The 21,091-nt window shown below is 71.7% G+C and carries 19 protein-coding genes; 4 read left to right on the top strand and 15 right to left on the bottom strand.

What is annotated here, in order from left to right; all coding sequences use genetic code 11:
• Nucleotides 1-144: 144 nt before the first annotated feature.
• From OHU74_RS29485 to OHU74_RS29470, 4 genes are all read right to left on the bottom strand, one after another.
• A complete protein-coding gene (locus OHU74_RS29485) occupies nucleotides 145-1,638 on the bottom strand; it encodes a hypothetical protein (protein WP_371618672.1) in 1,494 nt (497 codons plus the stop codon).
• A 45-nt stretch (nucleotides 1,639-1,683) separates the two neighbouring features.
• A complete protein-coding gene (locus OHU74_RS29480) occupies nucleotides 1,684-2,091 on the bottom strand; it encodes a PPOX class F420-dependent oxidoreductase (protein ID WP_371618671.1) in 408 nt (135 codons plus the stop codon).
• A 53-nt stretch (nucleotides 2,092-2,144) separates the two neighbouring features.
• On the bottom strand, nucleotides 2,145-3,371 hold the full coding sequence (locus OHU74_RS29475; protein WP_371618670.1) for an alginate lyase family protein: 1,227 nt from the start codon (nucleotides 3,369-3,371) through the stop codon (nucleotides 2,145-2,147).
• A gap of 196 nt (nucleotides 3,372-3,567) precedes the next feature.
• Nucleotides 3,568-3,819 (bottom strand): helix-turn-helix domain-containing protein, encoded by a 252-nt coding sequence (locus tag OHU74_RS29470; protein WP_371618669.1) that lies wholly within the window; start codon nucleotides 3,817-3,819, stop codon nucleotides 3,568-3,570.
• Between the two features lie 65 nt (nucleotides 3,820-3,884).
• Here OHU74_RS29470 and map point away from each other — a divergent pair, with 65 nt between their 5' ends.
• Nucleotides 3,885-4,652, top strand: coding sequence for a type I methionyl aminopeptidase (gene map / locus OHU74_RS29465; RefSeq protein ID WP_371618668.1), 768 nt, complete (start codon nucleotides 3,885-3,887; stop codon nucleotides 4,650-4,652).
• 184 nt (nucleotides 4,653-4,836) lie between these two features.
• Here map and OHU74_RS29460 read toward each other — a convergent pair whose 3' ends face one another.
• Nucleotides 4,837-5,664, bottom strand: a complete 828-nt coding sequence (locus OHU74_RS29460; RefSeq protein ID WP_371619850.1) for a glycosyltransferase family 2 protein — start codon at nucleotides 5,662-5,664, stop codon at nucleotides 4,837-4,839.
• Between the two features lie 128 nt (nucleotides 5,665-5,792).
• Nucleotides 5,793-7,604, bottom strand: a complete 1,812-nt coding sequence (gene ggt, locus OHU74_RS29455) for a gamma-glutamyltransferase (protein ID WP_371618667.1) — start codon at nucleotides 7,602-7,604, stop codon at nucleotides 5,793-5,795.
• 114 nt (nucleotides 7,605-7,718) lie between these two features.
• Between ggt and OHU74_RS29450 the strand changes: the two genes are divergently transcribed.
• A complete protein-coding gene (locus OHU74_RS29450; RefSeq protein WP_371618666.1) occupies nucleotides 7,719-8,444 on the top strand; it encodes a hypothetical protein in 726 nt (241 codons plus the stop codon).
• Here the strand turns inward: OHU74_RS29450 and OHU74_RS29445 are convergent.
• From OHU74_RS29445 to OHU74_RS29420, 6 genes are all read right to left on the bottom strand, one after another.
• Nucleotides 8,404-9,696 (bottom strand): cytochrome P450, encoded by a 1,293-nt coding sequence (locus OHU74_RS29445; RefSeq protein WP_371618665.1) that lies wholly within the window; start codon nucleotides 9,694-9,696, stop codon nucleotides 8,404-8,406. The genes OHU74_RS29450 and OHU74_RS29445 overlap by 41 nt on opposite strands.
• A gap of 49 nt (nucleotides 9,697-9,745) precedes the next feature.
• Nucleotides 9,746-10,264 (bottom strand): hypothetical protein, encoded by a 519-nt coding sequence (locus OHU74_RS29440; RefSeq protein ID WP_371618664.1) that lies wholly within the window; start codon nucleotides 10,262-10,264, stop codon nucleotides 9,746-9,748.
• Nucleotides 10,261-11,769, bottom strand: coding sequence for an ATP-binding protein (locus OHU74_RS29435; protein WP_371618663.1), 1,509 nt, complete (start codon nucleotides 11,767-11,769; stop codon nucleotides 10,261-10,263). Before OHU74_RS29435 ends, OHU74_RS29440 begins: the two co-directional genes overlap by 4 nt.
• A 9-nt stretch (nucleotides 11,770-11,778) precedes the next feature.
• On the bottom strand, nucleotides 11,779-12,462 hold the full coding sequence (locus tag OHU74_RS29430) for a response regulator transcription factor (RefSeq protein WP_330299379.1): 684 nt from the start codon (nucleotides 12,460-12,462) through the stop codon (nucleotides 11,779-11,781).
• 79 nt (nucleotides 12,463-12,541) lie between these two features.
• The gene (gene murJ / locus OHU74_RS29425) at nucleotides 12,542-14,299 is read right to left on the bottom strand and encodes a murein biosynthesis integral membrane protein MurJ (RefSeq protein WP_371618662.1); all 1,758 of its coding nucleotides are present in this window, start codon (nucleotides 14,297-14,299) and stop codon (nucleotides 12,542-12,544) included.
• On the bottom strand, nucleotides 14,245-15,420 hold the full coding sequence (locus tag OHU74_RS29420; protein ID WP_371618661.1) for a lipid II:glycine glycyltransferase FemX: 1,176 nt from the start codon (nucleotides 15,418-15,420) through the stop codon (nucleotides 14,245-14,247). Before OHU74_RS29420 ends, murJ begins: the two co-directional genes overlap by 55 nt.
• A 217-nt stretch (nucleotides 15,421-15,637) precedes the next feature.
• On the opposite strand from OHU74_RS29420, the gene OHU74_RS29415 reads away from it, so the two are divergent.
• Both OHU74_RS29415 and OHU74_RS29410 read left to right on the top strand, forming a co-directional pair.
• Nucleotides 15,638-16,849, top strand: coding sequence for an Ig-like domain-containing protein (locus tag OHU74_RS29415; RefSeq protein WP_371618660.1), 1,212 nt, complete (start codon nucleotides 15,638-15,640; stop codon nucleotides 16,847-16,849).
• A 122-nt stretch (nucleotides 16,850-16,971) separates the two neighbouring features.
• On the top strand, nucleotides 16,972-18,570 hold the full coding sequence (locus tag OHU74_RS29410) for an alpha/beta fold hydrolase (protein WP_371618659.1): 1,599 nt from the start codon (nucleotides 16,972-16,974) through the stop codon (nucleotides 18,568-18,570).
• Nucleotides 18,571-18,623: 53 nt separating this feature from the next.
• Here the strand turns inward: OHU74_RS29410 and OHU74_RS29405 are convergent, their stop codons facing one another.
• The 3 genes from OHU74_RS29405 to OHU74_RS29395 are packed head-to-tail and all read right to left on the bottom strand — an operon-like array spanning nucleotide 18,624 to nucleotide 21,072.
• Entirely contained in the window at nucleotides 18,624-19,511 is an 888-nt protein-coding gene (locus tag OHU74_RS29405) for an amino acid ABC transporter permease (protein ID WP_371618658.1), read from the bottom strand.
• Nucleotides 19,508-20,152, bottom strand: coding sequence for an amino acid ABC transporter permease (locus OHU74_RS29400; RefSeq protein ID WP_371618657.1), 645 nt, complete (start codon nucleotides 20,150-20,152; stop codon nucleotides 19,508-19,510). Before OHU74_RS29400 ends, OHU74_RS29405 begins: the two co-directional genes overlap by 4 nt.
• A gap of 17 nt (nucleotides 20,153-20,169) precedes the next feature.
• The gene (locus OHU74_RS29395; RefSeq protein WP_371619849.1) at nucleotides 20,170-21,072 is read right to left on the bottom strand and encodes a glutamate ABC transporter substrate-binding protein; all 903 of its coding nucleotides are present in this window, start codon (nucleotides 21,070-21,072) and stop codon (nucleotides 20,170-20,172) included.
• Between the last annotated feature and the right edge of the window lie 19 nt (nucleotides 21,073-21,091).

Here is a 21,091-nt window from a genome sequence, read left to right as displayed (position 1 = left end):
AGTTCTACGCACGTAGAGGGGTGCACGGCTGCGCGTAGGGAGTTGAAGGTAGGCCTCGGCACAGCGCGGGGCAAGACCGCCTTGCACGGTTGGAGTAGTCGATCAAGAGACGTCGCCGTTACGCCGGCACCTGGTCGTTATCGGTCAGGAGACGGGCAGTTTCGCGACGCGCAGTGCGTGCAGCAGATCCCGGTGGTGCGTCCGCGAGACGGCTTCGGCCGCGCGGAGCAGGCGGGGCGCGAACCACTGCGGATCCCGCCGGGCGAGGCGGGCCGACTCCTCGGCGGTGCGGACCCTGACGAAGGCTTCGAGCAGGGTGTCGGCCTCGTGGGCCCGGCCGGCTTCGCCGAGCGCGAGGGCGGCTTCGGCGATCTCCGCGGCGGGCCGGGCGGCGCCCTGGCGCAGCAGCGCCGCGCAGTCGGCCGGGCCGAGCACCGCGGCGGCCGCGGCGAAGCGGGCGGGCGGCAGCGAAGCCGCCTCCCAGAGCAGGGTGGTCCAGTCGGCCGCCAGCCCGGCCCGGACCAGCTCCTCCCCCAGCCCCGGCAGCCACTCCACGGGCCCGGCGGCGGCCTCACAGAGCAGCGCGTGCGCTTCGCCGCTCCGCCCCTGCGCGCGCAGCGCGATCAGCGCGGCGACGATCCCGCCGACGGGATCCCGCGGCGGGCGCTGCGCGGCCGCGGAGTCGGCGGCGGGACCGGCGAGGGAATGGGCTGCGAAGTCGCCTGCCGGGTGGGCTGCGGAGTCGGCCGCCGGGTCGCCCGCGGGCTCCGGGTACCTGCCGTCGGCCGAAGCCTGGTCCGGGTCCGGGCGCTCCGGCCGCGTGGGGCGGCCGAAGCGGGCCCCGCGCAGGGGGGCTTCGGCCGAAGGCGCACCCGGGGGCGGGGTGAACTCCTGGGCTTCGGGGACCGCCGCGCCCGCGTACCGGGCTCCGCCGCTCCGCCGGGCTCCGCGCAGCCAGCGGCCCTCGGCGCGGCCGACCGGAGCCTGGGCCTCGGCGGTGCCGCCGGAGCCCTGCTCGGGCCGGTCGGAGGGCTGCGCCGGCACCCCGGAGCGCTGCTCGGGCCCGCCGGAGCGCTGCGCCGGCACGCCCGCCAGGGGCTCGGCGGCGGCCGGGGCCACCATCGCCAGCCGGGCCGTCAGGTCCTCGTGCCGGGCCGCCGCCCGGGCCGCGTCGTCGCGGGTCCACGAGAGCTCCCGGGACAGGGCGTCCGCCTGCGCCGGATCCGCGGTCCGGTCGAGACGGGCCGACAGCGCGCGCAGCGAGGCCTGGGCCTGTGACCGCTGCGCGAGGGCCGCGGCCAGCAGGGTGCGCAGTTCCTCGACGCCGCCGGGCAGCCGGTCCCAGACCACGACGGCAGCCGCCCGCAGCCCGGCCGCGTACCGGGTCTCCCGCGCGATCACATCCGGGTCGACCACTGCGAGCGCTCCGGCCGGACCCGGCCGGGCCGCCAAGTCGCCGAGCAGTGACTCCAGTACATCCCAGGGCGGCATCGCGGCGCCGTCCAGACAGGCCCGCATCCCCTCGGGGTCCCGCCGCAGGAACTCCCCGTACCAGCCCGTCCCGGGATCCAGCCTCTGCGTCAACCCCCGCATGTAGCCGGAGAGTTGACCGATCACCAGCGAAGTCGCGGTCTCCATCCCCGCATTGGACCCCATCCGTGTTACGGGCGGGCTACGGGAATCTCAAAGCTGGACGGCGGTCTCGTCAAGCGTGATGGCGATCGCCTCGTGCGGTCGCTTGCCCCGCCGGGCCAGCATGGCCGGCACGTCCAGGATCCAGTACTGCCAGGTGTACTTGCGCGAGATCAGCTTCCGCACCCGGTCCAGCCCCGCCTGGTCCAGCAGCCGTGCCTGCCCCTCGGCCACCTCGGTCCCCGGCGCCACGCGGCCGCGTACGTCGCACGCGCAGACCGTGACCCGCCCGTTGTTGCGGATCCGCTTGACCTTCCACGAATCGCTGCGCGTCCACACGTACAGCTCACCACCGTCCGCCGCGGCCCACACCGGCGTCGCCACCGGTGTGCCGTCCTTGCGGAAGGTGGTGAGACTGACGTACCGCGCCCTGCCCAGATCCTCAACCGTAAGCGTCATGGGCCCGACCCTATGCGCACTGCGCAAGGCGCCATGCGCAAGCCGGGGACGCGTCAGGCTGCGGGGACCGCGGGGGCCGCCTCCCCATGACTGACCGTCTCCCAGGCCACGAACAGGTCGTCCGTACCGGCCGGCCGCATCTTCTCGACCAGCTCGCGCGTGTACGGAAGTTTCGCGCCCGTCCGCAGCTCATAGTGCTGGAGCGCGACCTCCAGGTCGGGGCCCATGGTGCGCTCCACCTTGCCCCCGCACAGCCATTCGGGAGCCTCGGCGCCCAGCTGGTACTTCGAGTGGAACTCCAGCGCCGCCTTGAGCCGCTCGCCCTGCTCCCCGTACAGGTCCACGCCCTGGTGCCACGCCGTCTCCGCGATGTGCGCGGACGCGGCGAGGGAGTAACCGACGTGCATGAGGTTGCGGCAGGTCTCCTGGGCGATGCCGTCGACGTACGCCCCCTGGCCGAACCAGTACGCCTTCACCTTGTCCGGCGAGTCGATGCCGGTGCGCGGCGGGGCGAGGGGGTGCGCGCCGTCCTTCTTGAGGTAGAAGTACGCCGGGACGCGCGCCCGGAACCGCTCCAGGGACTCCCGGAAGACGTCCTGGTCCTCCAGGAAGACGGAGATGCCCATCGCGGCATCGGTCATCGCCAGCTCCCAGTTGCCGTTGTACGTCGGCACCTGCGCGCGGACTGCCGGGAGGTACGCGGTGCGCAGCATCTCCTTGAACCGGGTGACCTGTACGTTCTCCCAGTTCGGGTAGTCGGCGTGGATGATCTCGGCGGCCCGCGCCCAGGTGGAGCCGGACCAGGCGGCCTGCAGTCCGGCGTTGTCCTCGGCGTGCCGCTTCATCACCGCCGACCAGCCGTTCATGATCTCCACGGCCTTGCGGGCGTGGGCGGTCCTGCCGTTCACGGACCAGAGCAGGGCGTGGGTGTAGGCGGCGATCGCGTCCTGGCGTTCGTCGAGGCAGGACTGCGGCCCCGAGTTGAAGGGGCAGGGCACGACGTCGGCGGGGTGCGCCGTGTAGTCGAGGGAGGCGTAGCGGCTCTTGAGGAGCGCCTGGTACGCCGAGCTCCACGGCTCCTTGCCGGCCGCGATCATCTGTTTGGCGTGCTGGAGCTGGGTGTGGCTGACGACGACGCCCGGGTGGCGGAAGACCACCTCGTCCGGGGCCTTGGCGTGGGCCCGGCCGTCGGGGGCGGCGCATGCCGCGAGCAGCAGGCCGCCCGCGAGGAGGGCGCCGACGATTCCGAGACCGAGTCGCTTGGATGCGGATGCGTTCATGTCTGGCACGCTTCACGCTTGCCCCGCGCCCCGGCCGTCCCACCGCCGATTGGGCCGTTCGGCCGCCGGGCCCGCCCGAACGGCAGGCTGAGGCGGCCGATCGGCCGAGGCCCCGGCGAAGAGGCGAAGACGCGGCGCGGCGAAGGGCGGGGCCGACCCGTCAGACCCGTCAGACCGGTCAGACCCGTCAGACCCGTCAGACCGGTACGAAGGCGCACCGCCGCATGACGTCGTCCAGCGAGAGCCCGAGGGCCTCGGCGAGGGCGGCCACGGTGAAGAAGGCGGGCGTCGGGGCCCGGCCGGTCTCGATCTTGCGGAGCGTCTCGGAGGAGAGCCCGGCGCTGGCCGCGATCTCGACCATGCTGCGATCGCCGCGGGCCGCGCGCAACAGGGCGCCCAGGCGCTCGCCGCGCTCGCGCTCTTCGGGGGTGAGAGGGGTACGGACCATGCCCCCATCCTACCCCGGACCCCCAATAACTATCCCGGTAAAGTTATACCGGTATAGTTATTGGCATGGTGAACCTGAAGACAGAACAGTCGATCGACGAGATGCGCGCCGCCGGGCGCGTCGTCGCGCACGCCCTCGCCGCCGTCCGGGACCGGGCGGACGTCGGAGTGTCCCTGCTGGAGCTCGACCGGGTGGCCCGCGAGGTGCTCCGGGAAGCCGGCGCGAGCTCGCCGTTCCTCGGCTACCGGCCGCGGTTCGCGCCGGTCCCCTTCCCCGCCGTCGTCTGCGCCTCGGTCAACGACGCGATCGTGCACGGCATCCCCGACGGCTACCGGCTGCGCGACGGCGATCTGGTCAGCATCGACTGCGGCGCGAAGCTGGGCGGCTGGGTCGGCGACGCCGCCGTCAGCTTCACGGTCGGCAAGGCCCGCCCCGCCGACCTGCGGCTCATCGAAACCGCCGAGGCCGCCCTCGCCGCGGGGATCGCCGCCGCACTGCCCGGCAACCGCGTCGGGGACATCGCCCACGCCATCGGCACGCTCTGCCGCGCCGCCGGATACGGCATCCCCGACGGCTTCGGCGGCCACGGCGTCGGGCGCTCGATGCACGAGGAGCCGGGCGTGCCCAACGAGGGCCCGCCGGGGCGCGGTACGAAGCTGCGCCCCGGCATGGTGATCGCCATCGAGCCGATGCTGATCGCGGGCGGCACCGACGACTACGCCCCCGACGCGGACGGCTGGACCCTGCGCACCCTCGACGGCAGCCGGGCCGCGCACGCGGAGCACACGGTAGCGATCACCGCCGACGGCCCGAGGATCCTCACCGCGCTCTAGGGGGTGTCTGATGGATCTCCGCGGCGTCGCGACGCCCGGCACGCGCTCTCGCCGCACCGGCCGAAAGGCCAAGTACGTCCAGTACACGGGCTTCCGGCCGGCACACCGAGAGCACGCACCGGACGCCGCTCCTTCCCCGCGGAGATCCATCAGACACCCCCTAGGGGGTGCCGCAGCCGCGAGGCTAGATCACCGGTGGGCGGCCCAGTCGGGTCATGCGCCACACCGTCCGCCACCGCATGGGGCGACGCGGCGGACACGGGACCCGTACGCCTTCGAAGAACCCGGCCCACCACGACTTCAGCCCCGCCAGCGGGGGCCGCTGGAGCAGCGTGTAGGCCGCCCACGAGGCCAGGTAGACGGGCACCAGGGCGGCGGGCAGGTGCCGCTTGGCCAGCCAGACCCGGTTCCGGGCCGTCATCCGGTAGTAGACCGCGTGCCTGGCCGGGGACGTCTTCGGGTGCTGGAGCACCAGTTTCGGCTCGTACAGGATGTCCCAGCCGCGGTCGACCGCCCGCCAGGCCAGGTCCGTCTCCTCGTGCGTGAAGAAGAAGGCCTCCGGCCAGCCCCCGGTCTCCTCCAGCATCGGCATCGACAGGGCGTGTCCGCCGCCCAGGAACGTCGTCACCAGGCCCCGCCGCATCGGGTCACCCGCCCCCAGGCGGGGCAGGTGCCGCCGCTGCGTATCGCCGCGCTCGTCCGCGATCCGGAACGAGACGATGCCCAGCCGGCGGTCCGCCTCGTACAGGTCGGCGATCCGCCGGAAGACGTCCGCCTCGATCAGCAGGCCGTCGTCGTCCAGGTCCACCAGGACGTCGACGTCACCGGATTCCCGGAGGCGGTGCCAGGCGACGTTCCGGCCGCCGGACACCCCCAGGTTCTCCTCGAGTTCCACCGCGATCACGTCCTGGGGCAGGCCCGGCAGGGCCGTCCCGTTGCCGACCACCACGACCCTGGTCGCCGGTTCGTCCTGCTCGGCCACCGAGGCCAGCAGGGCCAGCAGCTCGGGCATCCGGTCGCCCCTCGTCAGCACGGCAACACCTACACGCGGCCGGACCACGACCACCACCACTTCCCTCGGCACCAGATGAACGCCGAGGGTACCCCCGCCGAACTCGCAGCCCGGACCGTACGAGGGTGCTACGGCTTCCCGTGCGGGTGCACCACCATCGCCGCGCCGCCGCCCCGGCGGGTCGGTTCGGCCGCGGCCAGCCAGCGGCCGTCGGGCAGCCGCTGGACGCCGGTGGCGGCGCCGATCTCCGGGTTCTGCCGGAAGCCCTGGCCGAGCGCCTCCAGCTCGGCGCGGACCGGGCTGTTCCACAGGCCCGGCTCCAGCTCGGTGGTGGTCTGGTTGCGCTGGCTGGCGCGCGGCGCGGCAATGGCGTCGACGAGCGGCAGTCCTCGGTCCAGGTGCCCGATCAGGGTCTGGAGCACGGTGGTGATGATGGTCGCGCCGCCCGGGGAGCCCACGGCCAGCACCGGGCGGCCGTCCTCGAGCACGATGGTCGGGGACATCGAGGAGCGCGGCCGCTTGCCCGGGCCGGGCAGGTTCGGGTCCGGGACGCCGGGCGCGGCCGGGGCGAAGGAGAAGTCGGTCAGCTCGTTGTTGAGCAGGAAGCCGCGGCCGGGGACCGTGATGGCACTGCCGCCCGTCGACTCGATGGTCAGGGTGTACGAGACCACGTTGCCCCAGCGGTCGGCGACGGTCAGGTGCGTGGTGTTCTCCCCCTCGTAGGTGGTCGGGGCGGCCTGTCCGCCGGCGCCGCAGGCGACCGGGTGGCGGGGATCGCCCGGAGCGAGCGGGCTGGTCAGCGCCTTGCCCGGGTCGATGAGACAGCCGCGCGTGTCCGCGTACCGCTGGGAGAGCAGTTCCTTGGTGGGCACGTCCTCTGCGGCCGGGTCACCGACCCAGCGGCCGCGGTCGGCGAAGGAGATCCGCGAGGCCTCGATGTAGCGGTGCAGGTACTGGGCTTCAGAGAGCGAGCCGAGGTCGGAGCGCTCCAGGATGTTCAGTGCCTCGCCGACGGTGGTGCCGCCGGAGGAGGACGGGGCCATGCTGTAGACGTCCAGGCCCCGGTAGCCGACCCGGGTCGGGTCCTGCCGCTTGGTGGCGTAGGCGCGCAGGTCGGCGGTGGTCAGGTCGCCGGAGCGCACCACGCGGGTGGCGGCCGGGTCCACCGGGGGCTTGCGGACGGCGCGGACGATGTCCTCGGCCAGCGGTCCGCGGTAGAGGGCGCCCGCGCCCTTGCGGCCGAGTTCCGCGTAAGTGGCCGCCAGATCGGGGTTCTTGAAGGTGGAGCCGACCACCGGGAGGGACCCGCCGGGCAGGAACAGCTTCTTGGTGTCCGGGAAGTCCTTGAAACGGTCCTGGTTGAGCTCCGTCTGCGCCCGGAAGGTGGCGTCGACGGTGAACCCGTCACGGGCCAGTTTCTCGGCGGGCTTCAGAAGTTGACCCAGCGAGCGGGTGCCCCAGGCGTCCAGCGCGCTCTGCCAGGTCGCCGGGGTGCCGGGGACTCCGACGCCGCGGCCGCTGGTCTGCCCCTCGGCGAAGGGGATGGGCAGGCCGTTCTCCTGGAACAGCGTGGCGGTGGCGCTCGCCGGGGCGGTCTCGCGCCCGTCGATGGTCCGCACCCGGCCGGAACGGGCGTCGTAGTAGACGAAGTAGCCACCTCCGCCGATCCCGGAGGAGTACGGCTCGGTGACCCCGAGCGCCGCGGCCGTCGCGACGGCCGCGTCCACGGCGTTGCCCCCGGAGCGCAGGACCGCGATCCCGGCGGCGCTGGCGTCGGCGTCCACGCTGGCGACGGCCCCGCCGTACCCGACGGCCACCGGCACCTTCGCCGGAGTTGCGGCCCCCGCCGCCTGCGAGGGCGGGGCGGCGGCGCCGGTGGAGACGAGCGCACCGGCGAGTGCGAGGAGCGCTAACTGACGTGCTGCGGCGGGACGACGCATCCGTACCTCCAGTCGACGGCCTGTCAGGCCACCTGGCCCAGGCCTAGGCTGGGCACTGTAACTTCACCCCACCCCCCGCGTCAGGACAGCCTGGCACCGATTAACATCCGCGCCATGAACGACGACGTGCGCAATATCGTGCTGGGGGTGGTGGCCACCGCGGTCAGTGGTGGTTTCGGCTGGTTCTCCCGGACTTACCTGTGGCGCCGCGCGCTGCGCCGCAAGCAGGCCTTCTTCGGGCTGCCGACCGGATCCGACTGCCTGTTCGTGGTCAACCGGCAGATGGGCGGCACCGATTCCTCGCTGCACCGCAACGACGCCTTCGCCCTGCTGGAGATATCCGCCCTGATCAAGGACTGCGGGGCGAACGTCCAGATCGTCACCCACGACGGCGCCCGCCAGGGCTTCGGCGAGCGGGCCGAGTTCTGCGTGGGCGGGCCCTCCTCCAACGCCCGGACGGCGGCGCACCTGTCCTCCATGCTCCCGGGAGTGCGGATCATCGTCTCCAGCGAACCCGTGCCGGACCGCGGGGCCATCACCGTCGGCGGGGAGACGTACCGCTGGGTGAAGGGCCTCGTCGAGTACGTGCTGCTGGCGCGGCTGACGACCGGGCAGGGGTCCCGGCCGGTGTTCCTGCTGTGCGGGCAGACCGCCATCAGCAATCAGGCGGCGGCCCGTTACCTGGCCAGACGCCATCGGAAGCTGGCCGACGCCTACGGCAACGAATCGTTCTGCATCCTGCTGAAGGTGATCAACTCCGATGCCTACGGCCCCGATGTGACGGAGCTGGTCGCCGATGTCACCGGGCCGGCCCGGACACCCGCAGCGGCAGCCGTGTGATCCCGTTGATGAAGTTGGAGACCAACCGGCGGGGTTCTCCGGCCAGTTCGGGCACCGGCATCTCGGCGCGCCACTCCTCGTAGAGGATCCGCAGCTGGAGCCGGGCGAAGTGGGCGCCGAGGCAGACGTGCGGGCCGTCGCCGAAGGAGACGTGCGGGTTGGGCGTGCGGGCCAGGTCCAGGCGGCCGGGGTCGGTGAAGACACGCTCGTCGTGGTTGGCGGAGGCGTGGAAGACCACCACCTTGTCGCCGGCGCGGATCGGCCGCCCGGCCAGTTCGGTGTCCACGGCGGCCGTACGGCGAAAGCTCAGCACCGGCGGGTGGACGCGCAGGAGTTCCTCGACGGCCCGGTCCACCGGGACCCGTCCTTCGGCGATCCGGGCGTACGCGTCCGGGTCGCGGGCCAGGGCGAGCAGCCCGCCGGGCGCGGCGCTGCGCACGGTGTCGTTGCCCGCGACGGTGAGCAGGAAGAAGAACATCTCCAGCTCCGCGTCCTGGAGCCCCGCGAGCGCGAGGGCGGTCATCACGTCCTCGCCGGGGTGGGCGCGCTTGTGGGCGGCCAGTTCGCGGGCGTAGCCGAACATCTCGCCCAGCAGGGCCGGGGAGCGCGGGTTCAGCGGTTTCCCGTCCGGGCCGAGCAGGGGCGCGGGTGCGTCCTCGGGGTCCTGGTAGCCGATGATCCGCACCGTCCACTCCAGGAGCAGCCCCCGGTCGGCGGCCGGGACTCCCAGCAGGTCGGTGAGGTTCAGCAGCGCGTACTCGTCGGTGACGGACCGCACCAGGTCGGCGCTCCCACCCTCGGCGCCGTCGCGGGCGGCGCGCAGCAGCGTACGGGCGCGCTCGCGGACCCGGGCGGCGAAGGCGTCGACGCGGGCCGGGGTGAAGGCGCGGGCCACGGTCCGGCGCAGCTTTCCGTGCTCGGGGGGATCCTGGTTGAGCATGGTGCGCCGCAGGAAGGGCAGGTCGGCCGGGTCGGGGTCGCGGATCTGGGTGGCGCCCAGGTGGGAGGAGTACGTGGCGTGGTCGCGCAGGACGCGGACCACGTCGGCGTGCCGGGTGACGGCCCAGAAGCCGGGACCGGCGGGCCAGCCGAGGACCTCCGGCTCGGGCTGCCAGGCCACCGGGTGGCGCTCGCGCAGCAGCCGGTAGCGGTCGTACGGGACGCCTTCGGCGTAGACGCGGGGGTCGAAGACGTCCGGGGCTGCGGCTGCGTCCATGCGGTCCATGCGGTCCATGCGGTCCATGCGGTCCATGCGTCACACGGTGGCGGGCCCCGGGCCCGCCCCGCAAGGGCCGGTCGTGTCAGTCGTGGATCCCGCAGGCGACCCGCTCCTGCTTCCCTTCGGAGCCGACGAGGAGGATCTCGGGCTCCGGGGTCCTGCTCACCGCCGAGTCGACCGTGCAGGCCACCTGGCGGCGGGCGAGGGTGGACAGCGAGGCGATCGGGAAGGGCAGGACGACACGGACGTCCTTCCCGTCGTCGCCGACGCCGAACTTGATCACACCCTCCGCGAACCCCTTGGAGTCCGGGGCCGGGAGCTCGGTGGTCAGGCCCGCCGCCCTCGCGGTTTCGTTCGGGCCGGACAGCAGGGTCGCGAGGGTGGCGCTGACCGAGGTCTGGGGCAGGTCGGTGACGGTCACCGGCCTGAGCGCGCCTTCGGGCGAGAGGAAGTAGACGAGGGCGGACTGGGGCCCGCCCACGTTCATGGTGCCCGCCCCGCCGCTCTCGACGACCCCGGTGGTCGCGATGCCGCAGCCGGTCGCGAGGAGCAGCGGTGCGAGCAGCGCGGCCGCGGCGGCGGCCGTCCGGAGCCTGGTCACGACTCCACCTCCAGGGGCATGTCGATGGTGAAGACCGCGCCCCGGCCGGCTCCGTTGGCCGCGCGCAGGGTGCCGCCGTGCAGCCGGACGTTCTCCAGGGTGATGGCCAGGCCCAGGCCGCTGCCGGAGGAGCGGGTGCGGGCGGCGTCGGCCTTGAAGAACCGGTCGAAGATGTGCGGCAGCGCCTCGGGGGCGATGCCCTCCCCGCTGTCGGCCACCTCGACGAGCAGCCGTGCGCCGCCGGTGCCCGCGCCTCCGGTGCCCGCACCGGCGGCGGGATCCGCACCGGCATCCGGCCCCTGCTCCGGACGGGCCTCCGTGCGTACGGTGACGTGGACGGGGGCGTCGCCGTGCTTGAGGGCGTTGCCCACCAGGTTGGCGAGGACCACGTCGAAGCGGCGCGGGTCGAGCCGGGCCCGGACGCCGGGCTGCAGGTCGGTGACGACCCGGCCGTCGCTCCAGTGGCGGCGTTCCAGGGTCTTGGTGACGAACTCGGCGATGTCCACGTCGTCCGGGTTGAGTTCGGCGGCGCGGGCGTCGAAGCGGGATATCTCCATGAGGTCCTCGACGAGGACGGCGAGCTTCCCGGTCTCGGCGCTGATCAGGCGCAGCGCGGCGGCCGTGTCGGGATCGAGCCCGCCCGCGTCCTCGTCGAGGACCTCGGTGACGGCGAGCATCCCCGCGAGCGGGGTGCGCAGTTCGTGGGAGACGTCGGAGGCGAAGCGGCGGGCGCGGACCTCGGCTTCCCGGAGTTCGCTCACGGACTGTTCGAGGGCGCGGGCGGTCTCGTTGAAGGTGCGGGCGAGGCCCGCGAGTTCGTCGGCGCCCCGCACCTCGATCCGGGTGTCGAGGTGGCCCCGGCCCAGCCGCTGGGCGGCCCGGCGCATGTCCCGTACCGGCCGCAGGACGCTGCGGGCGGCGAGCAGGGCCGGGATGATCGCGATGGCCAGGCCGGGGATGGCCCCCTGTCTCGCGGCGGCGACCATGGCCTCCACCGTCGTCCGCTCGGCGTCCAGGGGCATCACGACGAAGAAGACGGCGCCGGTGGGCTCGTAGGCACCGTTGTTCTTGAAGACGGCCGGCATGCCGATGGTGAGGTAGGGGTTGCCCCGCTGGTCCTCCACCCGCTGGAAGGCTCCGTGCGGATTGGTGGACACCTGGCGGCGGAGCTTGTCGGTGATGACGGTGGAGGTGGGCTGGACCGGGTTGGTGGAGGCGCGCAGGGTCCCGTACTCCGCGAACATGATCCAGGGGTGCGGCTGGCCCCGCTTGCCGAGGTCCAGGACGATCCGCTGGAGCTGCTGCTGGTCCAGCGGCAGCTGGATGGACTGCTGGTCCATCAGGTCCCGCAGGGTGCTGACGGCGGTGTCCTGGCTCTGCTTGAGGATGGCGTTGCGGGCCTGCTGGTAGGTCAGGGCCGCCGTGCTGACGGCGCTGATCGCCGCGACCAGCAGGAAGGCGGCGATCAACCGGGTGCGCAGCCCGAGCGGTGCGATGCGTCTCACGGCGCGGGCCTACAGCGGACCGAAGCGGTAGCCGAACCCGCGCACGGTCTGGATGTAGCGGGGGCTGGAGTCGGGGTCCTCGATCTTGGTGCGCAGGCGTCGTACACAGGCGTCCACCAGCCGGGCGTCGGCGTGGTAGCTGTGGTCCCACACGTATTCGAGGAGCTGCTGGCGCGAGAAGACCTGCTCGGGCGAGGCCGACAGGTGCAGCAGGAGCTTGATCTCGCTGGGGGCGAGGGGGACGCGCTCGCCGTTCTTGGCGACGGTGAGTCCGCTGCGGTCGATGGACAGCCCGCCGTGGACATCCACGTCGGGGCGGCCTCCGGCCGGATCGGCGAGGCGGCGCAGCACGGCTTTGATGCGGGCTTCGATGACCTCGGTGCGGGCGGGTTTGACGATGTAGTCGTCGGCGCCGGCCTCCAGGCCGACGACTATGTCGAAGTCGTCGCCGCGCGCGGTGAGCATGATGATCGGGACCTGGCTGGTCTCGCGGATCCGGCGGCAGACCTGGACCCCGTTGATGCCGGGGAGCATGAGGTCGAGCAGGACGAGTTCGGGGTGGAAGCTCGTCATGAGGGCCAGTCCGGCCTCACCGGTCTCGGCGGCGCTCACCTCGTGGCCGCGTCGGCGCAGGCCCAGGCCCACCCCTTCCCGGATGGAAGGGTCGTCCTCGATCAGCAGTACGCGTGGCATCGGGTCAGTATTCCAAGGTCGTCGATCGTTTTCCTCCCCCTTCCGGCCAGGTCAGGCGGCCGGAGGCGGGATCACAGCACTAGCGGCCGACCTTACGGCGTACGGAGTCCAGCAGGTCGGTGATCTCCGTCAGGCGCAGTGGCCGGGCAAGGAGGAGGACGACGAGGAGGATCGCCGCGGTTCCCGCGCCGACGCCCGCGAAGTTCCCGAACCGGTCGGCGGCGTGCGCCGCGGCGTACCCGGCGGCGCCCGCCGGTACGCAGGCCGCCAGGAGCCGCAGGTGGGTCCGTACCGCGGTGTTGCGGCGTTCGGTACGGGTCCCCGTGCGCGGGCCGAGCCGCCGGGCGAGGACGTACGCGGTGACGGCGGCGCCCGCGGTGAAGGCGACCGAGCAGGCGGCGGCCATGCCCGTGACGGCCCAGCGCGGGGGCAGCAGGAAGTACGCGGCGGCCGAGAGCCCGGCGTTGAGGGCGGCGATGACCAGGTTGAGGAAGAAGGGGGTCCGGGTGTCGGACAGGGCGTAGAACCCGCGGGAGAGCACGTACTGCGCGGAGTAGGCGATCAGGCCGGGCGCGAAGGCCGCCAGCATGCCGGCCATGACGGCGACGTCGGCCGCGCCGGTGCGCCCGTATTCGAAGACGCTGCCGATCACCCAGGGCGCGAGGGCCGCGAAGAGCGCGGCGGCCGGGACCACGAGGGCGGCGCTGGAGCGCAGCGCGTAGGAGACGTCCGCACGGACCCGGCCCAGGTCCCCGTCGGTGGCGGCGGCGCTCATGCGGGGCATGAGGGCGGTGACGAGGGAGACGGTGATGATGCCCTGCGGGACCATCCACAGCAGGTAGGCGTTGCTGTAGGCGGTGTACCCGGCGCCGCCCGCGAGCCCCGCCTCGGCGGCGTGGCGGCCGGTGGCGGTGGAGAGCCGGGTCACGACCCAGTAGGCGAGCTGGTTGGTCAGGACGAGCATGACGAGCCAGCCCGCGTTGCGCAGCGGGCGGGTGAGGCCGCTGCCGCGCCAGTCGAAGCGGGGGCGCCAGCGGAAGCGGGCGGCGCGCAGCGAGGGGATCAGCCCGAGGGCCTGGATGACGATGCCGAGGGTGGTGCCGATGCCCAGCAGCCGGGTCTCGGCGGCGCTCAGGCCGTTGGCCGCATCGCGGGAGACGAAGAGGAACAGCCCGAAGACGGCGATGACGACGAGGTTGTTGAGGACCGGAGTCCACATCATCGCACCGAACCGGCCGCGGGCGTTGAGCACTTGCCCGAGCAGGGTGAACAGCCCGTAGAAGAGGATCTGCGGGAGGCAGTAGCGGGCCAGGGCCACGGTGGTGGACTCCTGGCTCCCGCTGTAGCCGGTGTACGCCGAGACGATCAGCGGGGCGGCGAGCACGGCGGCGGCGGTGAGGACCAGCAGCGCGGCCGTGCAGACGGTGAGCAGCCGGTCGGTGTAGGCGGCGCCGCCGTCCTCGTGCTCCTTGGCGGCGCGGACCAGCTCGGGGACGAAGACCGCGTTGAGGGCGCCGCCGATGAGCAGGATGTAGAGGATGTTCGGGACCGTGTTGGCGACGGCGTAGCCGTCGCCGAGCAGTCCGACGCCGAGCGCGGCGACGATCACGGCGGAGCGGACGAAGCCGGTGGCGCGGGAGACTATCGACCCGGCCGCCATGAGCGCGCCGCTGCGCAGCACCGAGGTCTTCCCCGGTGCCGCGTGGGCGGCTTCTGCGTGATCGGCTTCCGCGTGATCGGCGTCGGCGGGACCGGCCTCGGCCGGTCTGGTTGCTGCGACGGTCACCGGCGGGCCATGTACGCCTGGAACGCCTTGTAGAGGGCCGTGTTGGCGCATCCGTCCATCGAGGTCTCCCACTCGCCGAGGGTTTCGACGACCTGCCCGCCGGTGCCGAGCTTCCAGCGCAGCAGCCCGAAGGAGCGTTCGTCGGGGTCGAGGGTGGAGGGTACCCCGCGCATGTCGTATTCCTCCGCTCCGAGCGCGTGGGCGTCGCTCATCATGCGCCACTGCAGGGCGTTGCTGGGGCGGACCTCGCGGCGGTGGTCGGCGGAGGCGCCGGTCTGGTACCAGACCCTGCTGCCGGCCACGATCATGGTGTGCGCGGCGAGGATCTCTCCCTGGTGAACGCCCAGGTAGAGCCGCATGCGGCCGGGTGATTCGGCGTTCAGGACCTCGTACTGCTGCTGGTAGTACGCGAGCGAGCGGCCGAGCTCGAAGCCGTCGCGCTCCTCGGTGATGCGCAGCAGCCGGTAGAACTCGGGCAGGTCGCCGGCGGTGCCGATGACCGTCTCGACCCCGGCTTTCGTGGCCTTGCGCACATTGCGCCGCCACTCCTGGTTGAGGCCCGACCACAGGTCGTCGAGGGAGCGTCCGGCGAGCGGGACGCGGAAGACGTGGCGCGGCTGGGCGTCGCCGTCGTCCTCGCCCCCGCAGCGCTTCCAGCCGCGGGTGCGCAGCCGGTCGGCGAGCGCGGCGCCGACGGGGTCCACCTCGGTGGCGAGCACGTCGGAGATCTGGCGTCCGGGGCCTGCGCCGGCCTTGGCGGTGGCCGCGTCCCAGCGGCGGTAGGCGGGGGTGGGGCCGATGCGGACGGCGAAGGCGCCGGCCGATTTGAGGTGGCCCATGAGGGGGGTCAGCCAGCGGTCGAGGTCCGGGTCCGCCCAGTCGGCGACGGGGCCTTCGGGGAGATAGGCGAAGTATTTGCGGGTGCCGGGGAATTGGCGGTAGAGAACCAGTGCCGCACCCTCGATTTCACCGTCGGGACAGTGCCATCCGACCCTTTCCGAGCGCCAAAGGTCCTTTACCCGGGCCCATGACGGGTACTGGAGAAAACTGGCCCTGCCGTGCCGGGAAAGGAAGCTCAGGTATTCCGGTACGGACAGGGAGCGCACGATGAGCTCCCGTTCCCGGCTTCGGGGCTGGAGGTGCTGGGCGGGGGTAACGAGCAGTGCACACACGGCAGATCGGCCTTCCTGTACGTCCGGGGCAGGGGATGCACAGGACTCTCACAGCTGTCCATGACCGAAGTGCGCGGTGATTGTGACCGGATGATGACCGTATCGCTGCGGTCCATGTCACAAGCGGATTCCTGATCTTTTCCGCATCTCCTGCAACCTAGAGTCGTGCCGTTCGCATCTTCATTTGCGATCGACCATCACTTCGGAGGGGTTTTCGTTGAGCCGCACACGCCGGGTCTTTCGGGTTCGCAGTCGCCACGTCGCGGTGGCGGGTACCGCGCTGCTGGCCGCCGCGCTGACCGCCTGCGGCGGCGGCGCCGGGGCGGGTGGTGCGGCCAAGGCGGAGATCAAACAGAAGCCGGCCATGGCGGTGTCGGTGAACCTCACCGGCGACCAGGTCAAGGCGGGCGAGCCGGTGACCGTGACGATCGCGGACGGCAAGCTGGCCTCGGTGAAGGTGACGGACGCCAAGGGCGGGGAGCTGGCCGGGCAGATATCCGCCGACGGCAAGACCTGGAAGTCGGAGCGCAACGCCTCGGCGGGCGCGGAGTACAAGGTCGAGGCCCAGAACACCGACAGCCAGAGCGCCACGACGACGTTCAAGACCACGGCCGCCGACAAGGTCAACAAGGTCTCGATCAACATAGCCAAGGGCAGCACCGTGGGTGTGGGCATGCCGGTCTCGATCGTCTTCGACAACCCGGTGACGAACAAGGCCGCGGTCGAGAAGGACCTGAAGGTCACCACCTCGAACAACACCGAGGGGTCCTGGGGCTGGATCAAGGACTACTCGGGCAAGGACCGGGTGGACTGGCGGCCCAAGGAGTACTGGAAGTCCGGCACCGACGTGAAGGTCGACATGCACCTCAACGGCGTCGACTCCGGCCCGGGTGGCGGCATGTTCGTGAAGGACTACAGCACCGAGTTCAAGATCGGCAAGGACCGCCGGATGAAGGTGGACCTCGACACGAGCAAGATGTCGGTCACCGAGGACGGCCAGACGGTGGACACCATCCCGGTCTCGGCCGGCACCCCGGGCGGCCAGAAGGCCTCCTGGAGCGGGAAGATGGTGCTGATGCTGAAGGAGGGCACGATCCGGATGAACTCCGAGACCGTGGGCCTCGGCAACGCCTACGACAAGGACGTCGACTACTCGATCCGGCTGACCTGGTCGGGCATGTACGTGCACGCCGCACCGTGGAACAACGCCAACTTCGGCCACGCCAACACCAGTTCCGGCTGCGTGGGCATGAGCGACGCCAACGCCAAGGCCTTCTTCGCGGCGGCCCAGGCCGGCGACCCCTTCGAGGTCGTCGGCGACGGCTCGAAGGGCAACGCGGACATCGGCAACGGCTACGGCGAGTGGAACCTGTCCTGGGAGCAGTGGCAGGCCAAGAGCAAGGCGGCCGGCGCGCCGCAGAACGGCTGACCCGGCGAACTGACCATCGTTCAATCGTTACCGGCACGTAACTTACCCATGGGTTACTTCCGGTAAGCCCCTCCCGTTACCGTCGGGTCACTTTGACACCCGGCGCACGCGAGGAGAGACCGATGGCCCGCACGGTCCGCACCACCAGCACCGCTACTGCCATGGCAGTCGTCCTGGCCGCAGCCGCCCTGGGCCTGGCCCCCCATCAGGCCCAGGCGGCTCCCGCCGTCACGACCTCCGCCGTCTCGGAGGCCACGTCGCAGCTCCGGTTCTACGACATCCCCGGCTCCGGCGGCATCACCCTCAAGGGCAACGTCTTCACCCCGGCCGGAGCCGGGGCCGGCGCGAAGTACCCACTGATCGTCCTGCCCACCAGCTGGGGCCTGCCGCAGATCGAATACATTGCACAGGCCAAGCAGCTCGCCGACTCCGGCTACGTGGTGGTCAGTTACACCTCCCGAGGCTTCTGGCTCTCGGGCGGCGAGATCGAGACCGCCGGGCCGGCGGACACCGCCGACGTCTCCGCCGTCATCGACTGGGCGCTCGCCAACACCCCCGCCGACGCCGCGCACATCGGCCTGGGCGGGGTCTCGTACGGCGCCGGCATCAGCCTGCTCGCCTCCGCGCGCGATCCGCGCGTCAAGGCCGTGGTCGCACTCAGCGGCTGGGCCGACCTCATCGAGTCCATCTACGGGAACCGCACCCAGCACCTCCAGGCCGCCGCCCTGCTCGGCGGCGCCGGTTTCCTCACCGGCCGTCCGGGCCCCGAACTGCAGCAGATCCTCGGCGACTTCCTCGGGTCCCATCTGGACAAGGAACCTCAGATGATCGAGTGGGGCAAGCAGCGCTCGGCCTCAGAGCAGGTGGACCGGATCAACGCCAACGGCGCCGCGATCATGCTCGGCAACGCCTGGGGCGACACCATCTTCACGCCCAACCAGTACGCCAAGTTCTTCGAGAAGCTGACCGGCCCCAAGCGCTTGGAGTTCCGTCCGGGCGACCACGCCACCGCCGAGGCCACCGGCCTGTTCGGACTGCCCAACGACACCTGGACCAACGCCCACAGATGGTTCGACCGCTACCTCAAGGGCGAGCTCAACGGCGTGGACACCGAGGCTCCGGTGCAGATCAAGCCCCGCAGCGACGGCGGCTACGAGGGCTACGCCGACTGGAAGTCGGTCGGCTCCGGCGGCTCCGAGAAGCTGATGCTCTCCGACAGCGAGCACCTCTTCGCCAATGTCGACTCCGGCGCCAACGGCGGGATCGTGTTCCTGTCCAGCCTGCTCGACCAGATCGCCCAGGCTCCGCCCACCGCCTCCATCCCGCTCCTCCCCCGCGCGTTCGCCGCCGTCTGGCAGTCCCCGCGCTACGCCGAGGACCGCCGGGTACGCGGCACCGTCAAGCTCCACACCACCGTCACGCCCACGAAGTCCGACGGCACCTTCGTCGCGTACCTCTACGACGTCGGCCCGCTCGGCATCGGCAAGCTGATCAGCAACGCCCCGTACACCTTCCACGGCAAGCCGGCCGGCCAGGCCTTCGGGGTGGACCTGGAGCTCTTCTCCACCGCCTACGACGTCCCGGCCGGACACCGGCTCGCGGTCGTCGTCGACACCGTCGACCCGCTGTACATCGAGCACAACCCGACCGGCGCGCAGCTGACCTTCTCCTCGCCGCGCACCGATCCCTCGTACGTCTCGGTGCCGCTGCGCGAGCAGTGATCCGCGGCTGCTGCCGGGCCGGGTGTGGCTCTCGGGGGCCGGCCCCCTTCGGGTCAGATCCGGCCCGGCAGCACCGCTCCCGGACCGGCCGCCTCGATGTCGATGTCGACCGCCTTCGTCTTGGGGCTGCGCCGCTCGCGCCGGGCCACCCAGGTGGCGAACCAGGAGAGCAGCATGCACATCCCGATGTAGATCGGCGAGATGATCATCACCACGGGGATGAACGGCAGGTCGTAGTCGAGGTTGGAGGCGATCAGCTTGCCCGCGTGCAGGAACTCCTCGTAGGTGATCAGGTAGCCGAGCGAGGTGTCCTTCAGGGCCACCACCAGCTGGCTGATGATCGTGGGCAGCATCGCCCGGACCCCCTGCGGGGCCAGCACGTAGGTCATCACCTGGGTCTTGCGCATGCCCAGGGCGTACGCGGCCTCGCGCTGGCCCTTCTCGACCGAGTTGATCCCGGTGCGGAAGACCTCGGCCAGCACCGAGCCGTTGTACAGGGTCAGTCCGGCCACCAGCGCGGGCAGCGGCTGGACCTTGAGCGCGACGAAGATGAAGAAGATCATCACCAGCACCGGCATGGCCCGGAAGAACTCCACGCACAGCGTCGACAGCCAGCGCACCGGCCGGTGGAGCGAGAGCCGGCCGGTGGCGAGCACCGCGCCGAGGACGAGCGAGAACACCGAGGCGTAGGCGAAGGCCTTGAGGGTGTTCCAGAGCCCCTTGAGCAGCAGTTCCTGGATGCCCTTGTACTCGAAGGGGGTCCACTTGGCGGCCGTGAACTGCTCGGTGTCGAAGAGCAGGTAGAGCAGCCAGCCGATCAGGCCGAGGATGACCGCCGTCGAGGCGATCCCGTAGAAGAAGTGGCGGCGCCGGGCGCGCGGGCCGGGCAGGTCGTAGAGGGCGGTGGACTCCAGGTCCCCGTGGAGCGCGTGCGCGGTCATCGGGCGACTCCGTAGCGCTTCTCCAGCACGTTGAAGAGCGCGCTGATGGACAGGGTGATGATCAGGTAGCCCACGGCGATCCAGAGGAAGGTCCAGATGATGCTGTAGCCCAGCTCGTTGAGGGTCTTGTACGTGCCCAGCAGCTCGGTGACGCTGAAGGCGCCGGCGATCGCCGAGTTCTTGGCGAGCGCGATCAGCGTGGAGCCGATGGGCGGGATGACGGAGCGGAAGGCCTGCGGGAGCACGACGGTGCCCAGGGTCTGCCCGAAGGACATGCCCAGGCTGCGGGCCGCCTCGCCCTGGCCCTTGGGCACGGTGTTGATGCCGGAGCGCAGGGCTTCGCAGATGAAGGCGGAGGTGTAGCAGCCCAGCGCGAGGACGGCGAAGAGCTGGAAGGGCAGGACCAGGCCGAAGCGCGGCAGGCCGAGCAGGACGGCGAAGAAGAGCAGGGTGAGCGGGGTGTTGCGCAGGATGGTCACCCAGACGGTGCCGAAGACCCGGAAGGAGCCGACGGGGGCGACGCGGAAGGAGGCCATCAGGAAGCCGAGGACCAGGGCGACGAGCGAGGCGTAGACCGTGAGCTCGACGGTGCCGAGGAAGCCCTTCCCGTAGAGCGCGAAGTTGTCGGTGAGTACGTTCATGGCGGTGTGCTCTCCCCTCAGCTCGCCGGGTAGCGGTCGATGGCGGGCGGCTTCGGTGCGGGCTTGCCGGACAGGCCGAGGGTGGCCTCGAAGGCCTTCTTCCAGTTCCCGTTCTTCTCGTTCTCGGCGAGGGCGTCGTCGAGGGCGAAGCGCAGGGCGTTGTCGGAGCGCGGGACCCCGATGCCGTAGGGCTCCTCGGAGAAGGGCTTGCCGACCACCTTGAGCTCCTCGGGGACCTTGGCCGCGTAGCCGAGGAGGATGGAGTCGTCGGTGGAGACGGCGTCGACCTGGTAGGTCAGCAGGTTGTCCACGCAGACCGAGTACGTGTCGTAGGCGACGAGGACGGCGCGCGGGAACTCCCGCTGGAGCCGCTGGTAGGGGGTGGAGCCGGCGGCCGAGCAGACCTTCTTGCCCGCGAGGTCCTCGGGGCCCTTGATCTGCGTCTCCCCCTTGCGCACGAGCAGCGACTGGCCGGCGAGGAAGTAGGGGCCGGCGAAGCCGACCTGCTTCTTGCGGTTGTCGTTGATCGTGTAGGTGCCGACGTAGTAGTCGATCTGGCCGTTCTGCAGGGCCGTCTCGCGGTTGGCCGAGGCGATGGTCTTGAACTCCACCGTCTTGGGGTCGAAGCCGAGGGAGGCGGACATCATCTTGGCGATCTCGATGTCGAACCCGGAGTAGCTGCCGCTCGAGGGGTCCTTCTCCCCCATGTACGGCTGGTCCTCCTTGGCGCCGACCACGAGGTGGCCGCGCCGCTTGGCCTTCTCCCAGGTCGGGGAATCCGGCAGCTGGAAGCCGGTCGCGACCTGGTAGACGGGCAGGTCCTCGGGCTGCGGTCCCTTGACCGGCGGGCTGCCGGACTTGCCGCAGCCGGCGACGGCTCCCAGGAGCGCGAGGGTCAGGAGCAGCGCACGGGCACGGATACGGGTACGGGCACCCGTG

Origin of the sequence: Streptomyces sp. NBC_00454, assembly GCF_041434015.1 — a bacterium.
Classification (GTDB): Bacteria; Actinomycetota; Actinomycetes; order Streptomycetales; family Streptomycetaceae; genus Streptomyces.
The sequence above is the reverse complement of the archived record's forward strand: the minus strand, read 5'-3'. Positions and strand labels throughout refer to the sequence as shown.